This window comes from Chryseobacterium sp. C-71 (assembly GCF_020911865.1).
In the GTDB taxonomy this organism is placed as follows: domain Bacteria; phylum Bacteroidota; class Bacteroidia; order Flavobacteriales; family Weeksellaceae; genus Chryseobacterium.
This window is the reverse complement of record NZ_CP087131.1, coordinates 4,114,721-4,134,473: the sequence shown is the minus strand read 5'-3', so window position 1 is coordinate 4,134,473 and position 19,753 is coordinate 4,114,721. Positions and strand designations below refer to the sequence as shown.

14 protein-coding genes are annotated in these 19,753 nt (G+C 34.8%); 3 read left to right on the top strand and 11 right to left on the bottom strand.

The genetic code is table 11. The annotated features are described in order from the left end of the window. Positions 1–188 precede the first annotated feature (188 nt). A complete protein-coding gene (locus tag LNP04_RS19020; protein WP_229984462.1) occupies positions 189–1,016 on the top strand; it encodes a cupin-like domain-containing protein in 828 nt (275 codons plus the stop codon). 87 nt (positions 1,017–1,103) lie between these two features. On the opposite strand, the gene LNP04_RS19015 is transcribed toward LNP04_RS19020, so the two are convergent. From LNP04_RS19015 to LNP04_RS18975, 9 genes are all read right to left on the bottom strand, one after another. Further along, on the bottom strand, positions 1,104–3,050 hold the full coding sequence (locus tag LNP04_RS19015) for a M1 family aminopeptidase (RefSeq protein ID WP_229984461.1): 1,947 nt from the start codon (positions 3,048–3,050) through the stop codon (positions 1,104–1,106). 113 nt (positions 3,051–3,163) lie between these two features. Further along, positions 3,164–4,633, bottom strand: a complete 1,470-nt coding sequence (dacB, locus tag LNP04_RS19010) for a D-alanyl-D-alanine carboxypeptidase/D-alanyl-D-alanine-endopeptidase (RefSeq protein WP_229984460.1) — start codon at positions 4,631–4,633, stop codon at positions 3,164–3,166. A gap of 159 nt (positions 4,634–4,792) precedes the next feature. After that, positions 4,793–7,240, bottom strand: coding sequence for a primosomal protein N' (priA, locus tag LNP04_RS19005; protein WP_229984459.1), 2,448 nt, complete (start codon positions 7,238–7,240; stop codon positions 4,793–4,795). A gap of 489 nt (positions 7,241–7,729) precedes the next feature. Further along, entirely contained in the window at positions 7,730–8,638 is a 909-nt protein-coding gene (locus tag LNP04_RS19000) for an AEC family transporter (protein ID WP_229984458.1), read from the bottom strand. A 24-nt stretch (positions 8,639–8,662) separates the two neighbouring features. Beyond that, a complete protein-coding gene (locus tag LNP04_RS18995) occupies positions 8,663–11,149 on the bottom strand; it encodes a glycosyl hydrolase 2 galactose-binding domain-containing protein (RefSeq protein WP_229984457.1) in 2,487 nt (828 codons plus the stop codon). Next, complete coding sequence (locus LNP04_RS18990) at positions 11,150–11,527, bottom strand: GxxExxY protein (RefSeq protein WP_229984456.1); 378 nt, start codon at positions 11,525–11,527, stop codon at positions 11,150–11,152. It lies immediately after the preceding gene. A gap of 488 nt (positions 11,528–12,015) precedes the next feature. Beyond that, complete coding sequence (locus LNP04_RS18985; RefSeq protein WP_229984455.1) at positions 12,016–12,732, bottom strand: copper homeostasis protein CutC; 717 nt, start codon at positions 12,730–12,732, stop codon at positions 12,016–12,018. A 46-nt stretch (positions 12,733–12,778) separates the two neighbouring features. Beyond that, entirely contained in the window at positions 12,779–13,774 is a 996-nt protein-coding gene (locus LNP04_RS18980) for an isoaspartyl peptidase/L-asparaginase family protein (protein ID WP_229984454.1), read from the bottom strand. A gap of 75 nt (positions 13,775–13,849) precedes the next feature. Beyond that, the gene (locus LNP04_RS18975) at positions 13,850–16,105 is read right to left on the bottom strand and encodes a family 20 glycosylhydrolase (RefSeq protein ID WP_229984453.1); all 2,256 of its coding nucleotides are present in this window, start codon (positions 16,103–16,105) and stop codon (positions 13,850–13,852) included. 105 nt (positions 16,106–16,210) lie between these two features. On the opposite strand from LNP04_RS18975, the gene LNP04_RS18970 reads away from it, so the two are divergent. Beyond that, complete coding sequence (locus LNP04_RS18970; RefSeq protein WP_229984452.1) at positions 16,211–17,020, top strand: DUF4197 domain-containing protein; 810 nt, start codon at positions 16,211–16,213, stop codon at positions 17,018–17,020. A 259-nt stretch (positions 17,021–17,279) separates the two neighbouring features. Here the strand turns inward: LNP04_RS18970 and LNP04_RS18965 are convergent, their stop codons facing one another. Continuing rightward, positions 17,280–17,933 (bottom strand): CoA transferase subunit B, encoded by a 654-nt coding sequence (locus LNP04_RS18965; protein WP_229986323.1) that lies wholly within the window; start codon positions 17,931–17,933, stop codon positions 17,280–17,282. 202 nt (positions 17,934–18,135) lie between these two features. Here LNP04_RS18965 and LNP04_RS18960 point away from each other — a divergent pair, with 202 nt between their 5' ends. Next, positions 18,136–18,816: a DUF3575 domain-containing protein gene (locus LNP04_RS18960; RefSeq protein ID WP_229984451.1), complete on the top strand. Its 681-nt coding sequence runs from the start codon at positions 18,136–18,138 to the stop codon at positions 18,814–18,816. A gap of 120 nt (positions 18,817–18,936) precedes the next feature. On the opposite strand, the gene LNP04_RS18955 is transcribed toward LNP04_RS18960, so the two are convergent. Next, a complete protein-coding gene (locus LNP04_RS18955; protein WP_229984450.1) occupies positions 18,937–19,638 on the bottom strand; it encodes a CoA transferase subunit A in 702 nt (233 codons plus the stop codon). Between the last annotated feature and the right edge of the window lie 115 nt (positions 19,639–19,753).

The window sequence follows — 19,753 nt, the reverse complement described above, 5'->3', positions numbered from 1 at the left end:
TATTATTATAAATTTTGAATTAAATAAGAGATTATTATCAAATAGTCTACTAATTTAATAGGATAATAATTATATTTGAACTCTGAAAATCGATTATATGAAATTATCTCAGATTATACGAGCAAAAAATATAGACGCTGATGACTTTTTGAAAAAATATAGACGCTGATGACTTTTTGAAACAATATATGAAAGCAGGGAAACCTATTATTTTAAAGGATTTCATAGAGCCAGACAGCCCAGCATTTCAAAAATGGAATTACGAATATTTCAAAGAGATTGCAGGAGAAACAAAAGTCAATGTTTATGGCAGCGAAATAGAATCCATTGATCGGGTTGCCAGTAAACCTGTTGGTGAAACTACATTTGCAGAATATTTAGATTTAATTACAACTAAAATTACTGAGCACCGTTTATTTTTGTTTAATCTTTTAAGCTTAAAACCTGAGCTCAAAAATGACATTCATTATAAAGATATTACCAAAGGAAAGGTTTTGAAATGGCTGCCTTTTATGTTTTTCGGCGGACAAGGTTCTATTACAAGAAATCATATTGACATTGATATGTCGCATGTTTTTTTATCTCAATTTCAAGGCGTGAAAAAAGTGTGGCTGTTTCCGTGGGAGCAATCTGATTTAATGTACAAATTGCCATACAATTTCCACAGTTTAGTTAATCTTCAGGAACCTGACTATGAAAAATATCCTGCAGTAAAACATTTAAGAGGTTATGAAGCGTTCATTCATCCCGGTGAGACTTTATATATCCCTTCAGGTTGGTGGCACTATATTCAATATGAAACGGAAGGCTATTCGGTTTCAGTGAGAGCTCTTCCATCAAGTGCGCTTGAAAAATGGAGAGGTTTTAAAAACTTGATCATCATAAGACATTTTGATAATCTGATGCGAAAAATTTTTAAAGATCAATGGTTTAATTACAAAGTGAGAGTTGCCAATAAGCGCGCTGAAAGAGCCATGGGAAATTTTGATAATCTCAATTTTTCTGTTGAACTGTAAGATCTTTTACAAAAAAACTTTCCTTTTCAGAAAGTTTCTAAGCAGATTTATGAATTTTAGACTTTAAAATTATAATAGTCGATGCAGTTACTCCTTTATAAATTTAAGATTCAACTGTTGGATGGTAATAAAATACACGCCTTTTTCTAAAGCAGTAATATCAATTTTCTTTTCTGTATTGCCTTTTTTCACTAATCTGCCATCAGCCGTAACAATAATGTAATCTGTCTGCTTTTTTAAACCTGAAATAAACAATTCGTCTTTTGCAGGGTTTGGGTAAATTGCTAACTGATCTAATGTGGCTTCTGAAGTGCTCAAAGTATTATCTTGTGCAACAGTAGAATTTTTTTCCAGAATCTGATATTCATAATTGAATTCTACACTTGCAATTGGAAAAGCAACCGTTTCTGTAAAATATTGATTGTTTGAGGTATTATTTAAAGCAAAATAGGCAACCTGACCTCCTGTACCGTTAACTTTGATTGGCAAAGGCATATCAAAAAAGCTTACTGACGCATGACTTTGCGTTTGTCCTGCTTTGAAAGTTACTTGATTTCCGACCTGCTTCCATCGGATATCGTATGTCGGGTAACCCTGACCATAAATCCAGTCATTGAAAAAACCAGTAAAATCTCTCCCAGTAGACTGCAGCAGTGAAGCACTTAAGTCTGATGTTTTCACATAATTATAAGCTAAATTTGGTCTTGCATGGTAATCTTTTAAAGCCTGATAAAAAACAGTTTCACCCAAAATCCACTTAATCATTCTAACTACATATCCACCTTTAGCGTAAGTCAATCTCCCATTAAAGATAGTACCCACGCTTCCTAAGTTGGCGTCTGCAACATATACACTTCCGCCTGTAGCACTTGTAATAAAGTTTTTCTGATCAAGCAGATAACTTAAAAACTGAGCATTTGTTAACAATAATTTTTCATTAGCAACATGCTCACCAAAAGTTGCAAAACCTTCATTCAGCCAAATATCATTCCAAGCACCACAAGTCACTTTGTCACCAAACCATTGATGAGCAAGTTCGTGAGCAATTAACTGTGTACTCCATCCACCCATTGAAGACATCGTTTGATGCTCCATTCCTCCGCCGGCAGTAAATTCCATGTGACCATATTTTTCGTTTCTGAAAGGATAAGCTCCGAAGAACGTTTCAAAAGTATTCATCACAGTCTTTGTCCATTCAATATTTGCCATGCTGCCTGCATTGGTAGACGTTCCGGGATAAATATAATTCACAAAAGGAAATGGAGGATTTCCCATCGTATCATTCAGTTTAACAAAATTTGTAATGGAAAGTGCGACTAAATAAGCGGCTGTAGGATATTGTGTTCTCCAAAACGTTAATTTTTGTCCGCTTCCCAGAATTATTTCACTCATTAATTTCCCGTTTGATGCAACGCTATACTGAGACGGAGTGGTCACTTTGATATCAAATCTTTCAATTTTATCGTTTAAGCTTTGCTTCGTCGGAAACCAATCTTGTGCACCATAAGGTTCATTCAAAGTAGAGAGAACAGGATTTCCGGTTCCGCCTTGAGTATTGATGAAGAATGCATTATTATTCGTAGGAGGATTTCCGCTGTATTGTATCGTCAATGAATCTAAAACATTAGCAGGAAGTGATGATGTAAAATCAATTTTCACTTCTTTGGTTGCCAACTGCTGAAAAGCTAAAGGCTGACCATGAAAAGTGACCTGAGAAACCGTCAACTGATTGGTTAAATCAAAATAAATGCTGCTCATAGCTTGAGTCGGCTTGAAATGAGAAGTTACAGAACCGGATATTTGAGCTACAGCCGGATTTAACGAAACATCCATTCTCTGGTACTGCAAATCATAGTTTAAAGTATTCGGATTGGTGTTTCCGGCATTCATCTTAGCAGTAAAAGATTTCATCTCTTTTACCATCAAGCCTTTCATTTCAAGATTTTCCTGAGCTAAAACGGTTTGACATACTAAAACACCTAAAATTAGAAGATAAAACTTTTTCATATTATTATAATATACGATTGTCTGCATGAATTGGTTTGGTTGAAATATAAATCAAATTCATTATCAACAAATTAGAGCTTAAAGATAAAAAAAACCTTTCAATCTCAGATTAAAAGGTTTATGATATGATTTAATATTTTTTAAAGGTCTAGAGCTGGTTGCAGAATTTTTTCAATTTTGCTTTTTACCTGAGCAACAGAACCTGCATAATTGTTAACCAAGATAGAAAAAACTAAAGTTCTGCCTGTATTCGTTTTCATGTAACCTGTCAAAGCTTTCACTTTATTTAGGGTACCTGTTTTTGCAAAAATCTGTCCGTTACCTTCTAGTTTAAACATACCTTTTAAAGTTCCAGTTTGCCCTGCAATCGGCAGAGAATCGAAATATGTTTTATAATATTTTTGGTTCATTAATGATGTTAAAAATTTAACCTGAGAAATCGGTGTTACATGATTGCCTCTTGACAATCCGCTGCCGTCCATATAATTTAAACCTTCAACATCGAAAGCTACATCTTTCAAATGCTCATTCACTACAATTCTTCCCGATTCTGAAGTCTGATCACCCATTTTCTGGAAACCGACTGTTTTCAGTAAAGCTTCTGCCAATCCGTTATCACTACGTTGATTGGTGTAATAAATAATATCTGACAAAGTTGGAGATTTGTAAGCCGAAATCATTTTTCTAACTTCAGGAACTGCATCTGTCGTTCTTGGAGTCACTTTTCCGGTAACGCCTACTCCACTTTTCACCAAAGTTGCTCTGAAAGTATTTGCTAAAAATGCAGGTGCATCAGGAAGTTTAGTTGTTAAAACTCCGTCACCGTCGTACTTTTCAGCATAAACCATTTGATTGGCATAAGGTGAAACGTAGAAATATTTTTTGTCTGAAGCTGAGTTGTTTCCTTTTTTTACGATCAGTTTTTCGTTTGCAGGATTGATCTCACGAGTTGTACCAACCGGCAGATAGTAATTATTGTTTTCTAGCCACACAACATTTTCCGGAAGTCTCGAAATGTTACCTTTGAAAAGCGCTGTCTGAATAATAATATCACCATTTACCTTTTTGATTCCCTCACGAGACATTCCACTCACGAAGTCTGAAACGATTTCTTTGTAAGACCAAGCTCCTGCTTTATTGGTTCCCAAAGATGGGTCACCACTTCCTACAATGTAAAGATTGCCGTTCAAAACTCCATTTTCGTCGATTTCTCCTGAATATTCAAGCTGCGTCATCCAACGGTAATTTTCTCCCAACAGATGCAAAGCAGTTTCTGTGGTCAATAATTTGGTAGTAGAAGCAGGAACGAGAGGAGTATTTTCGTTGTACGAAGAGATTACTTTCTTCGTTTTCGGGTCATAGACTACAAATCCCCATGTTGCATTTTTCAATACGGGATCTGTCATCATTGTGTTTAGGTTAACATCTACAAGTTCTTTGGGAGACAAAAAAGCTTTTTCAATCGCTGCTGCGGGAGAAGGTAAGTTTAATCCGCTTTTTTGACTTTCGAAATTTGGAGAATAAAGAACGGTAGATACGGTAGACTGAGCAAGGAAAAAACCTGTGGCCAAAACCGTAATACCTGAAATATACTTTCTGTAATTTATCATCAATTTTTTCTTTTTGTTATATTTTGGATGACATAAAAAATGATTAGTTAAATCTTTTCTCAGAATTCAAACACATAATAAACGTTCAAATGTAGAAATTATTGTTAGAAACCAACCTATCGAAGTATGATAAAAGCGTATAAAGTTTGTTAAATAGTGTTAAAAATCCACAAAAACGTCTTTTTTAATGCTTTGATAAGCAGTGATTTCTTCAAATTCTTTCAGACTTAATAAAACCAGGCTTTTAAATTTTTCATAGTTTTTCCCTCTTGGAAGCTTCAATAAAATCTGAAACTGATACAGATTATTCAATCTCGCAATCTGAGCTCTTTCCGGACCGAGAATACAATCTTCGGGCAGATATTTTCGTAAAATGGAACCTAAAAACTGAGACGCACGATTGACTTTATCATCTTTGATATGTTTCAGTTCAATCATGATTAATTTGGTGAAAGGTGGATAATGAAACTTCTGTCTTTCTGTGAGAAAATATTTATAAATCTTTAAAACATTGTTCATTTTAATTAACTGAAAAACAGAATGATCCGGATTATAGGTTTGAATTAAAATTTTACCGTTTCCTGAAACTCGTCCCGCTCTTCCTGAAACCTGTGTAATCAATTGATACGCACGTTCTTCTGCCCTGAAATCCTGAACATACAACATAGAATCAGCCTTTGGGATGGCTACCAATTCAATATGATCAAAATCTAAACCTTTGGAAATCATCTGTGTGCCTACAACGATATCGGTTTCGCGATCTTCAATTTTCTCGTATAATTTTTCGTAGGCAAATTTCTTCCGCATCGAATCAACATCCATTCTATCCACTTCATTGTCAGGGAAAATTTTTGAAACTTCCTCGTGAATCTGCTCTACTCCCACTCCTCTTTCGTTCAGATTTTCAGAATGACATTTCGGGCAGGCTTTTGGTTTTGAAGCTCGCTGACCGCAATAATGGCATTTCATTTCGTTTGCCGCTTTGTGATACGTCAAAACAACGTCGCAGTTTGAGCAGTAATTGACATATCCACAAGTCTCACATTCTATGACACTTGCGTAACCCCGACGGTTGTGAAGAATGATGGTCTGATTTTTTTCGTCTAAAGTTTTCTTAATCTCATCAATCAACTGTAACGAAAAATTCCCGGAAACTTTCTTGGAATCCTGAGCTTCTTTAAAATTAATCAGTTCAAATTCAGGCAATTTCACATTCCCGAATCTTTCATTTAAAAATATATAATGTAATTTTTCTTTTCTGGCTAAATAATAACTTTCCACTGAAGGCGTTGCCGAACCCAAAATCACTCTCGCATCATAAAAACCTGCCAAAACCAAAGCTGCATCTTTCGCATTAAAAAACGGAGAAACCTCTCTTGGCCTGTATGCAGAATCGTGTTCTTCATCCAAGATGATCAATCCTAAATTCTGATAAGGCAGAAATAAAGCATTTCTCGTGGCAATCAGAATTTTAATGTCGTTATTTTTAATTCTTCGCCAAACCTCAACTTTTTCAAAATCAGTCAGTTTCTGATGATAAAAACCCAACTGTCGACCGTATTTTTTTTCTAAACGTTGCGTAATTTGTTTGGTTAAAGAAATCTCAGGAAGCAAAAACAAAACGTTTTTTCCTTCGTTGACACATTCTTCAATTTTTTCTAAATACAAATGCGTTTTTCCTGAAGAAGTGACACCGTGAATCAGAACATTTTTCTTTTCTTCAAAAGCTTCATCAATTTCTGCTTTTGCTTCTTTTTGCGCTTCAGAAAGCTCTTCAATTTCTTCAATTTCGCCTTCATAACTTTCGATTCTGTCTTTCTGAAGGTAATATTCTTCCACCAGATTTTTATCAGCTAAAGCTTTGAAATGCGAACTCCCAAAATATCCGTCCTCAAACAATTCTGACTTTCTGATGTGTACATCAGGATTTTCGGTTTGCTTTTCTATAATATTCAGGAAAAGTTCTTTCTGTTTTTTGGCTCTGTTAAGTTGCAAAAGAATTTCGGTCAGATTTTGATTTTTTAAAACCTCATCTTTCACTTTTACGTACGCAACTTCTTTGGCTTTGTATTTTTCAGCAACTTTTTCATCAATTTCAATGTATTGTAAATCAATCAGAGAATTGATGGTTTTAATAATTTCTTTTTTTGGGATAAATGCTTCAATATCAGTCAAATTGATGAGTTGACGAACTTCTAAAGCCTGAATAAGATACATTTCGTTGACATCGAGATTCTCAAATTCAATGACAGCGTTGGGCTTTAACTTTAAATAGGTTTCACTTTCCAGTTTCAAAGAAGACGGAAAAGCAAAGCGGTAAATTTCTCCCAGATTACAGAGATAATAGTTTGAAAGCCATTTCCAGAAGCCGATTTGCTCAGCCGGAACAATCGGATATTCATCTAAAATACTGATGACTTCCTTAGCAACAAAATTTTCAGGAGCCTGATCGTGCAGTTCAAAAACAATTCCGGTGTAGATTTTTTTTCCGCCAAACGGCACGAGTACACGCATTCCGTTTTCAATTTTGAAAGCGAGTTCTTCCGGAACTTTGTAAGTAAAGGTTCCTTTTAAATTGAGCGGTAAAATTATCTGGGCGTACTGCAAGGGGAAAATTAAAATGTAAAATTAATTGTTTCTAAACAGAATTGCAATTTTTTGATGAAGCTAAATTTTTAAACACAAAGCATGCTAAGTTTTTATTTATTCTATAGAGAATATTTTTAGTTTGAGAAGACGTTTCACCTAGCAAAATCAATCTCAACTTTTCAAATCAAAACAAGGTTTGTCATTCCGGAGGAATCTCAGCAAAATTGGATTTTAAATATCTACATTGAGATTCCTCCGGAATGACAAACTTACGCTGATTAGTCTAAGAATTTAAAATATAAATCTATCTTGTTCTTCCAAGGACTCTAAGCAAAAATTAACTCAGATTGTAATGCGTAGATTCCTGAGAAATGACAATCGTAATAGGTATCACAAAATTTGAAATGATCACGAGATTCCTAGCCCAGATTGAAGTGGAAATCCTTTTTTGAAAAAAAAGATTGCAGCGGAAAGCTGGAAATAGCTCCTAAAAAAATATTTCACATTTTAAAAAATCAATTCGATAATCTGATACCAAACCGCTGTTGTCAGAAAACCGAAAATAATGCTGAATCCAATGGTAAGATTGGTGAGTTTGGTATTGAGCCTGAACTGTTCTGCAATGATGCTGGAAGTCACAACCGTTGGCATTGCAGATTCAAAAATGGTGATTTTGGCAATATCTCCAGTAATTCCGAATAGAAAAACCAATCCCAAACTGATTGCAGGAGCCAGAATTAACTTGTAAAACATCGACGCTGACATCTGAGGAATCAGTTTTTTCCAGCCATTGAATTTTAACTGTAATCCGACAGAAAATAGTGCGAGCGGACTTAAAGTCGCTGCCAATTTATCGAAAAGCGGTTCTGCAAAAGTGAAATCGATGAATGGCGACAGAACCAATGCAGCAATACAGCCTACGAGAGGTGGAAAGGTGATTAATCTTTTAAAAATAAATTCCGCACTCACTTCGCCTGATTTTCCGCCGCCTCTTATTGCCGTAATAATTCCTAAAGTGGAAAGCGAAAAAAACATCGTCTGGTCGCAAATGATGGCAATACTTAAAAGGCTTTCTCCGTAAAATGCACTAATCAACGGAAAACCAATGAAAGATGTATTACTGTAACCGCTGACCAACTCTAATGTGCTTCGTGATCTTTCAGAATATCCTTTCGTTTTACAATAAATCTTCATAAAGACGAAAGCAAAAACGGCAGTCAGAAATGTTGCGGCAATGGGAAAAAGCATTTCTAGAGACCACTGAACTTTCGGCAAATATTTGAAAGAAACTGCAGGTAATGCTAGATAGAGAATCCAAGTATTGATGCCTTTATGTGCGTCGGGATGGATTGATTTTGTTTCTTTGAGGATCATTCCCGCAAGAATGCAAACGCCAATTAAAACAAAATTTACCATGATTCTAAAAAGTATTCCGCAAATTTAAGGATTCATCGTTTCCCAAAGGCTCATTGACTCGATTTTTTTCACAGGTTTTGAAAGCTTTATCTTCTTTGAAGTTTTTGGCAGCAGATCAAAAAAGTTGTCAGAAAAATGTGTGTCACCCATTAAATAAACATCTTTCGCCAAAACATCGGTGGAAATTTCGATTTCTGTGGGAGAGATTTTTTTGATTTTGAGATTTGGTTTTGTGAGTTTTAAGTCTTTAGGTTTTGCGAAGAAATGAAGATTTTCTGCAATGATTTTTTTATTGATATCTTTTAAAATCAATTTTAAAAAGACTTCATTTTTATTGGAATATTTAATTAAATTTTTAATTTCTATATGATCGATCTTTGCAATTCCATCCAATGTTTCCCCATTCTGAACCGTAGTTAAATCATTTAAAATTTTTCCGTTAAAATCAACAATCTGAATTTCTACTTTTATATCTTCAAACTTTTTTAAATCATCATTAATAGCATAAAAGTTCAAAAAACCGTCAATTTCTTCCGTTAAAATTACTTGATTTTCAAAACTTCTTTTCACCTGATAATGCAACGCTTTCCAAATACCCAGATAATCAATCGACGACCACGAAATTACAGGCCAGCAATCATTCAACTGCCAATACAGCGTTCCCATGTTGTACGGTTTTGCACGGCGGTGCGCCTCAATGGCCATCTGCATTCCACGAGCCTGAAGCAATTGGGAAACATAATTGTATTTGACAAAATCTTTTGGAACGACATAATCCCGCTTCATGTATTCATTAATGATATGAAAACCTCGTGCATTTTTTTCGTGCGCTTTGATGGTTGGATTTTCCAAACTTAAGTCAGGTTGTCCTGAAAACATTGATTTTACAGCTTCCAGACTAGGTATTCCCTGAAAACCATATTCTGATGCAAATCTCGGAACTTTTTCATTGTAAATTTCAAACGGAAACTCACCCCACCAAACGCCCCAATAATGTGAATCGCCTTCAGTTAAACTTTCTTTATGTCCCCATCCAATTGATGGAGAAGTTGGCCAATAAATATTCTTTTCTGAAGTTAAACTTTCCTTTAAAGCATTCGGAATCACTTCATGAAAAACCTTTTTATAATCTTTCCAAACCTGCAGAGAGTCTTCTTTTGAATATTTGAATTGTTTCTGATAGCCCCAGTTGACAATGGCTTCATCAATTTCGTTATTCCCGCACCATAAAGCAATCGACGGATGATTTTGAAGTCGGTTTACCTGATCTTTAACTTCTTCTTTTACGTTATTTAAAAAATCTTCATCTGACGGATAAAAACTTCCGGCAAACATAAAATCCTGCCATACGAGAATTCCGTTTTCGTCGCACGCTTTGTAGAATTCATCATCTTCGTAAATTCCGCCACCCCAGACACGAATCATGTTCATGTTGGCATCTTTGCAATCTTTGATGAGTTTCTGATATTTTTCTTTCGTAATTCTGGGTGTAAAACTATCAGACGGAATCCAGTTGGTTCCTTTTGCATACATCGGATTTCCATTGACTTTAAAATAGAAAGTTTTTCCTTTTTCGTCTTTTTCCTGAATTAATTCGATAGTTCTGAGACCAATTGTCTCATCTTTTTTATCAATAATTTGAGCATCCTTTTTCAGTGAAAATTTTAATACATAAGTCATTGCTTTTCCCCATCCGTTCGGTTGCCAAAAATGTGGATTTTCAATTTTAAATGGAACTGAAATTTTGTTTAAACCTTTTTTCAGAACAATATCATAATTTGTTTTATCTGTAGTAAAACTATACTTGCCTTCTTTTTCTGCAATAATTTCTCCGTGAATAATTAAATCAGCTTTTTGCTTTGTTAAAGATTTCTGCTCTATTTTTACATTCTCAAGTTTCGCATAATTCCAAAAATTCAGTTTGACATCTTTCCAGATTCCGGCAGTAACCAATCTCGGTCCCCAATCCCAACCAAACTGATATTGCGCTTTTCTGACAAAACTTCTAGGCGTTTCTGGCATGGTGAATGGAACTTTTTTGGCTAAATCCTTTCCGACATTGACTGAAGATTTAAATTTAATTTGTAGAGTATTATTTCCAACTTTCAAATTATTTTTAACAGGAATTTTCCATGTTCTAAACATATTGTCTGTTTTCTTCAGCAGTTTTCCGTTCAAATAAATTTCAGAAAACGTATCCAGTCCATGAAAAACCAAATCTGCATTTTGATTCTCTAATTCTTTAGCTGAAACTTTAAAAGCTGTCTGATAATCCCAATTTTCATTTTCAACCCACTGTACTTTTTTCTCGTTTTCATCTTTGTACGGATCAGGAATGAGTTGATGATTCATCAAATCCAAATGAACTGTCCCTGGGACTGTGGCGGTCAGCCATTTTTGTTCTTTTGAATTTTTAAACTGCCATTTTTCTGACGAAAGATTTCGTTCCGAAAATTGGGCGTTAACGAATATTTGAATGAAAAATAAAGCAAAAAGTATGGTTTTGTTCATTTATAGTTTATTTACAATTCTGTGGATTCCGTCTTTGATTAAAGGTGTATTAAAATTAATGAGAAGTCCGAGTTTGATGTTTGTTAATTTTAAATAAGTCAAAATCTGCGAATAGGAAATGGGATGAATTTCTAAGACAGATTTTACCTTTATAATTACCTTATCTTCTACAATCAAATCAATTCTATAAGCATTGTCAATCATCTCACTTTTATATTTTAAGGGAAGTACCACTTGACTTTTGACCTCAAAACCAAGTTCTCTTAACTCATAAGCTAAAGCAACTTCATAAGCGCTTTCAAGCAAACCAACTCCCAAAGTTTTATGCACTTCCAGTGCAGCACCAATAATTTTATAGGATAATTCGTTTTCTGTCATTTGTGTTTGTGTTTGTTTAACTTTTATCTTATACTTTATTAACGCAAAGATTATTTTTCTTTATGAAGATTTAAGAAGCAAAGAGTAGCAAACAAGTTGCTTAAGCTTAGACGGCTTATCCGTCATTCTTTGCTCCTTAAATTATACGGATTTAAAAAAAACTTTGCGTTAAAAATTCCGCTAATACTTTTTAATAATTATCTAACAATTTAAATTTCTTCTCAGCATTTGTTTTAACGCAAAGATTATCTTTCTTTATGAAGATTTAAGAAGCAAAGAGTAGTAAACAAGTTGCTTAAGCTTGAAAATACATGAGATTTATAAAATTGCTTATTGATTTATTCTTTCTTAAATTTAAATTTATTTTTAATCGTAAATATATTCTAAAGCTCAGATGGATTGTCTGTCACTCTTTGCTACTTTAAGTATGTGACATTAAAAATAAAACTTTGCGTCAAAAATTTTTATTTAATATCTCAAAATAAATTTTACAAATTAACTTTCAACTTTTTTATCTCTTCAGCATTCGCAAATGACTCATAAGACAGCACCGCTGACGAATGAAAATATTTCCCACCCGTCACATTTTTCAACTCTGAAATATTATTAGAACGTACTCCGCCACCGATTAAGATTTTAATATCATCGCCACAATTCTCAATAAGTTTTTTTAAATTTTCTTTTCCTTCCATCGCAGAATTTTCTCCGCCGGAAGTGAGAATTTCTTTGAACCCTAATTCAATCAATTTTTCTGCAGACTCGAAGATATTTTTGGTTCGGTCGATAGCTCTGTGAAAAACGCATGGTTTACCGTTGGCTAAATCAACTAACAATCTGTTTTTTTCATAATCAATCTCCTGATTTTCATCTAAAATTCCGAAAACAAAACCATCAGCTTTGGCCTTTGAAAATTCTATGATATCTCTCTGCATCTTCATGAATTCTGAATCGCTGTACAGAAAACCTCCTCCAACAGGGCGGATCATCACATGAATTGGTTTTGAATATTTTTCTTTCAAGTATCTCAATTCTTCAAGGTCGGGCGTAATTCCTCCTGAATTGATGTCTGCACAAAATTCAATACGGTCGGCAACGGAATTTAAAGCTATTTCAGCGGAGGTGATATCAAAAGTGGCAATTTCTAAGAACATATTTTTGTTGGATGTTTGATGATTGATGTCTTTGTAAGGAGGAACTATCTTCAAAAGATTGCTTCGCTTTGCTCGCAATGACTTTTACTTGTTACACTAATTATTTCAAAGCAAATTCAGGTTTTTCCAGACGGTTTCCTTTTTGGTCATAAACCGCAAAATTAAATCCGTCCTGAATGCAGTATGAACCATATTCCCCTTTTTTACTGATGGCAATAAAGCCAACCTGAATATCTTTTAGATTTTTCTTTCTTCGCTGAGTAATTTTCACGATTCTTTCAACCGCTTCTTTACAGGCTTGCTGAGGATTTCTTCCTTGTCGCATCAATTCCACCACAAGATGAGTTCCCACCGTTCTGATCACTTCTTCACCATGACCAGTCGCTGTCGCCGCTCCGACTTCGTTATCAACGAACAAACCTGCACCGATAATTGGGGAATCACCTACTCTGCCGTGCATTTTGAAAGCCATCCCACTGGTTGTACACGCTCCCGAAAGATTTCCTTGAGCATCGAGCGCAATCATGCCAATAGTGTCGTGATTTTCGATATTGACAATCGGTTGATATTTGCTGTCTTTCAGCCATTCTTTCCATTCTTTTTCGGATTCTGCTGTAAGGATATTTTCTTTTTTAAAGCCTTGAGAAACGGCAAACTGAAAAGCTCCGTCACCTACCAACATCACGTGTGGCGTTTTTTCCATCACCATTCTCGCTACCGAAATTGGATTTTTAATATTTTCAAGACACGCAACCGAACCAATGTTGTAATTTTCATCCATTATACAGGCATCCAACGTCACTCTTCCGTCTCTGTCGGGCCTTCCACCGTAGCCAACGCTTCTTTCGTTCGGGTCATTTTCAACCAAACGAACACCTTTTTCAACTGCATCCAACGCTCTTCCGCCTTTTCCTAAAATCTTCCACGCTTCTTCGTTGGCTTTTAGGCCAAAATCCCAGGTTGAAAGAACGATGGGTTTATTGACCAACGTATTTTCATTTTCGGGAATTTCTTTAGCAATCAAATCCAACGGATTTAGCAACAATGCGGATGATAAAATTCCTGTGGTTTTTAAAAATTTTCTTCTTGAATTCATATTTTTAAGTTGAGGCTTAGGTTAAAGTTAACTTGTTTAAAATTTTAGATACTTTAAATACTAAATTTCATTTAATTATTGCGCTCCGATTTCATCTACAAAAAGCCACGCTTTTGAGTCTGCACCCGGATTTCCTGCGGGAATAATTCCTGCATTTTCTATTTTAATTTTAATAAATTTTGCATTTTGATTTCCAACTTTAAGATTAATTTTTCCTTTTGCTGAAAGAATTTCATCTTTTCCGATTTCTTTGATGGTTTTAAAATTTTTTCCGTCATCTGAAATTGACACTGTCGCCGATTTTGCCAGATGAATCCAGCTTCCTTTGTTGTCTAATGTATTGAAATAAACTTCTGAAAACTTTGTTTTTTCTCCTAAATCAATCGTTGCCACAACATCTTTTCCCTGAAAACCCAGCCACGTTTTTCCCAATTGCTTCACGTTTCCAACAATTCCGTCAACTAAAGTAAACGCTCCGCCGAAAGAATAATTTTCGCTAGGCTGGTTTTCTAAAGTGATTTTTTTACCGGTAGTTTTTGAGGTGGTAAAATTTTGAGAAGAAACGGCAGATTTTAATTTTCCGTCTTCAAAATAAGCAGATTTTACCTTCATCGCTTTTGAAACAGGAATTGGATTATGATAGGTTGCAGAACTTGATTTTGGTTCGCTTCCGTCAATTGTATATTTAATTCCGTTTAGATCCTGTGAGGTTGAAAGTTCATAAAAAACACCATTGCTATTAGGAATTACCTTGCCCGAAATATTATAGATACTTTTAGCATAGTTGATATTCATTTTATCTAAAATCTTAAAATGCTCCACCACTCTGTTTTCAAATTCTTTATAATTTTCAGGTTTTGAAGTTCCCCAACCGACTTCAGAAAGCGCAAATAATCTTGGGAAAATCATGTACTGAACCTGCTTAAAATCAAGAATATATTCCGTCCACAAATTTGCCTGAACTCCCAGAATATATTTCGACTGCTCTGCATTCAACTCAGCAGGAATTGGATTGTATGAATACACTTTATCTAAAGGTGTAAAACCTCCGAAAGCATTCGGTTCTGTCTGTGGATCGCCCTGATAATGGTCAAAGTAGCAATATGCTCCAGGAGTCATTACTGCAAAATGATTGGTTTTTGCGGCTTCAATTCCACCTTTGATGCCCGTCCAGCTCATTACTGCGGCATTGGGAGCCAATCCACCTTCTAAAATCTCGTCCCAGCCGATGATTTTTCGACCTTTTGAGTTGACATGTTTTTCAATTCTCTGTATAAAATAACTTTGCAAACCGTGCTCGTCTTTCAGATTATGTTTTTTAATTAATTCCTGACAATGTGCACATTCTTTCCATCTTGTTTTCGGACATTCGTCACCACCGATGTGAATGTATTGCGAAGGAAAAAGTGCAATGACCTCATCCAAAACATTTTCTAAAAAGGTAAACGTTTCCTCTTTTGGACAGAAAACATCATCAAAAACGCCCCATTTTGTCGCTGCTTCGAATGGCCCTTTTGTACAAGCCAATTCAGGATAAGCAGAAAGCGCAGCCAAACCATGACCGGGCATTTCAATCTCCGGAACAACCGTGATATGCCTTTCTGTTGCGTATTTTACGACATCTTTTATTTGATCCTGTGTATAAAAATAAGGTCCGTAAGGTTTTCCGTCGAAAGTATTATCAACGTAAGCTCCGATCATGGACTCTTTACGTTTTGAACCGATTTGCGTTAATTTAGGATATTTTTTAATTTCAATTCTCCAACCCTGATCGTCTGTTAAATGCCAATGAAATGTATTGAGTTTGTACATTGCCAAATAATCGATGTACTGTTTTACTTCTTCGACAGTGAAGAAATGACGGCAAACATCAAGGTGCATTCCTCGCCATGCGAATTTGGGTTGGTCTTCAATTGTCATTGCGGGAATTTTCCCCGAATCTTTATATTGTTCAAACAATTGGATTAAAGTTTGAAGTGCTAAAAAATATCCACTATTTGAAGCAGAACTGATTGTAATACCATCAGATGAAATAGTTAGAGAGTATTTTTCCTCATTTGCTATGTCTTTATCATTTGGAGGAAAGGCAAGGTAAGTTAAATCTGATCTCTCCTCTTTTACAGAATCGCTAAATTGCAGATAATTAAGACGTTTTTTTAAATAATCAGTTTCTTTTACAGGCAGAATTTGATTAAGTTTTAAATTCTTAGGAATAATAAATTCTCCTTTTTGCAACTCAACTTTCTGCGGATAAGGAATTAAATTCAATTTTATTTGGGAGAAAAAACACGTTGAAATCAGTAAAGAAAAGACCAAAAGAATACGCAGCATCTTGTTGAGTTTAGATTTTAGCGAATATAATTATTTTCTGAAAAATTCGGTCTATCATTTAACTATTTCATCTTCAAAACATCTAATTTTGTATAAAAATAAACGATGAAAAAAACTTTTCTCTTAGCAGCAGGATTATTATTATTCTCGGTTTCTGCACAGGCACAAATTTTAGATATCATTAAATCTACCGTTAAAAACCAGACTGGTGTAGATCTAAGCAATCCCAAAACCAAACCAGCAACTTCTACCACAAGTCCACAAACTCCAACCAAAACTACTTCTTCAGTCAATTTAGGAAGTCTAACTTCAACCCAAATCTCATCAGGTTTAAAGGAAGCTTTAAATTTAGGCGTAACTGAAGGTGTGAAAAAACTAGGCGTAACCGATGGTTTCCTGAAAAATGAAGCTGTAAAAATCTTAATGCCTGAAAAATTAAGAGTGATTGATACCAAACTCCGTGCATTCGGATTGGGAAGTCTGGCTGATCAAGGCGTAAAATTATTAAACAGAGCCGCTGAAGATGCGGTTACTGAATCTGCACCGATTTTCACAAAAGCCATCACTTCAATGACGATTACCGATGCTAAAAACATCTTATTGGGAGGTGATAATTCTGCGACAAATTATTTACAAAGTAAAACCCAAACTCAATTATTCACTGCTTTTCAGCCAAAAGTGAAGGCTTCATTAGGGAAAGTTGGTGCTGATAAGGTTTGGAACAATTTAATTTCAAAATACAATACCTTGACTGGAAATGCTGTTTCAACAGATCTTAATGAATACGTAACCAACGAAACCATCAATGGAGTTTTCAAAATGGTTGCGGAGAAGGAAAGCGGTATCAGAAATAATTCTGTAATGAGAACCACAAGTATTTTGCAGAAGGTTTTTGGGGCGCAGGATGGTAAGTAGTTCTTTTGTCTTGAAACAAAACAAAAATTCAAGACTTGAACCTCTTCGCTAAAAATAAAATCTGTAAACTAAAAATTCTAAAACTCACGCAAGTTCGGTATTTGTTCTTCAAATCAGAATCTTTGTTGCGCTTCAAACAGTAGAATTTTCTTAACGTTCACAGAATTTATTTTCTTAACGCTACGATTTCCTATATCAATTTAATTGAAATAAATATTTTCAACAAAAAACCTTGTCAATGACAAGGTTTTCGTTTTATTTAGAATTGCATTTCAGGAATTTCTCCTTCGATGATTAAATCTGCTTCTGTTGATTTGATGATGTGTTCTACAGAAACTCCGGGAGCTCTTTCAACGAGTTTGAATCCGGTCGGTGTAACGTCTAAAACAGCCAATTCAGTTACTATTTTTTTCACGCAGTTAATTCCTGTTAAAGGAAGTGTACACTTTTTCAGGATTTTACTTTCTCCAGCTTTGTTGACGTGCATCATCGCAACGATAATATTTTCTGCAGAAGCTACTAAATCCATTGCGCCACCCATTCCTTTCACCATTTTTCCTGGGATTTTCCAGTTGGCAATGTCTCCGTTTTCTGAAACTTCCATTGCGCCAAGAATGGTCAAGTCAACTTTCTGACTTCTGATCATCCCGAAACTAAATGCAGAATCGAAAAATGAACCGCCTTCTAAAATGGTAATAGTCTGTTTTCCGGCATTGATAACGTCTGCGTCTTCTTCGCCCTCGAAAGGAAATGGTCCCATTCCTAAAACTCCGTTTTCACTCTGAAACTCTACTGAAAGATTATCGGGAACATAGTTGGCCACCAATGTTGGGATTCCGATTCCTAAGTTTACGTAATATCCGTCTTTTACCTCTTTTGAAATTCTTTGTGCAATTTGTTCTTTCGTTAGCATAGCATATTCTTGTCCCGCCAAATTAGCCATTTTTTCAGAATTACGAAATTTTTTCTTTTCTAAGTTTACCATAAATTTTATTGGTGGTTTTTTTTAAATCCGTAGGTTTTAATCCCTTAGAAATGAAAATTTTACTAAATTAGGCCTTTAATTAAATCTAGTAAAAAAAACAATAACATTCATTTAAAACTACTTTTTAAAAATGAAAGGAAAATTATCTGTTATCATTTTGATGTTCTCAACTTTAATTTTCGCACAGGAATCCAAAGAAAGTAATTGGATTTTAAAACTAAATGCAGCACAGTTGGTAGATGTAGTTTCTTATCCCACTTTACAAATTTCAGCTGAAAGAAAAATAAATCCTTACTTCAGTATCAATGCTGAAGTAGGGTATCAATTGTATGATTTTAATAAAGAAGATACGATCCTGTTAAAATCTAAAGGTTTTAAAACCAATCTTGAAGGTCGTGTTTATTTATTCAAATTATTGAATTCAAGAATTGAACCTAAAAGAAATGAATTTTTTGTTGGGCTACAACTATTTTATCGTGAAAACCAGAACACAGATTTTGTAGATTTTTCTCCGACAAATGATGCGGATGTAAAGTATACAGACAACTTCGGAACAAAAAGAACAGCCAAAGGTTTTAATATTACTTTCGGAAATCAAATTTCATTATCTGAAAAAATAGTTCTGGAACCATTTATTGGACTGGGAATGATGAATCGAAAGATAAGAAACAGCGACATTCAATATGATAAAACAAAACATGAAATTGTAGGGACTGGCTTGGTGCCACTTTTCAGAGAGTTGAATATGGAAGAAAGTTCCGGAAATCTGTTTAACTTTTGTTTCGGATTGAGAATTGGATATAGGTTATGATAATAGAGGGATGCTGAAGTTTTATATTAATTGTGGATATTTATTGTCTCACTTTTGATTTTAAAAAAAAAGACCCCAAAATTATTTTTTGGGATCATTTTTAAGGTAGCTGAATAGAAATTAAGCTTTTTGTCTCACTGTTCTTTGCTCGATTCTTTTCTCAAATTTTTCTCCCTGGAAAATTCTTTGAATCATAATTCCCGGAATATGAATCTGGTTTGGATCTAATTCTCCCGGAGCAACTAATTCTTCAACTTCAGCGATGGTGATTTTACCAGCACCCGCCATTGGATGGTTGAAATTTCTTGCTGATCCTTTAAAAATTAAATTTCCTGCGTGATCACCTTTCCAGGCTTTTACTATTGAATAATCTGCTTCGTAAGCGTGCTCCAAAATATGTGGTTTCCCTTTGAAATCTTTTACTTCTTTCCCTTCTGCGACTTCAGTTCCGAAACCGGCCGGTGTGTAGAATGCAGGAATTCCCGCCTGAGCGGCACGACATTTCTCGGCTAAAGTTCCCTGTGGTGTCAATTCAACATCTAATTCACCAGAAAGCATTTGTCTTTCAAATTCTGCATTTTCGCCAACGTAGGAAGAAATCATTTTTTTAATCTGCTTTTTCTGTAACAATAATCCCAAACCAAAATCATCTACTCCTGCGTTGTTTGAAATACATGTCAAATCTTTTACATCACTATCTACCAATGCATTGATTGAATTTTCTGGAATTCCGCAAAGACCGAATCCGCCAAGCATTAGTGTCATTCCGTCTTGGATTCCTTCAATAGCTTCAGCAGCATTTTTTACTCTTTTATCTATCATGAAACATTTGATTTTTTTCAGTTTTAAATTTAAACATTTTTATGACACCTTCAGTATTTCAAATAAATTTTGAGAAAGATTTAAATAGAATTTCATTTTCAGTATTATTTAAAAA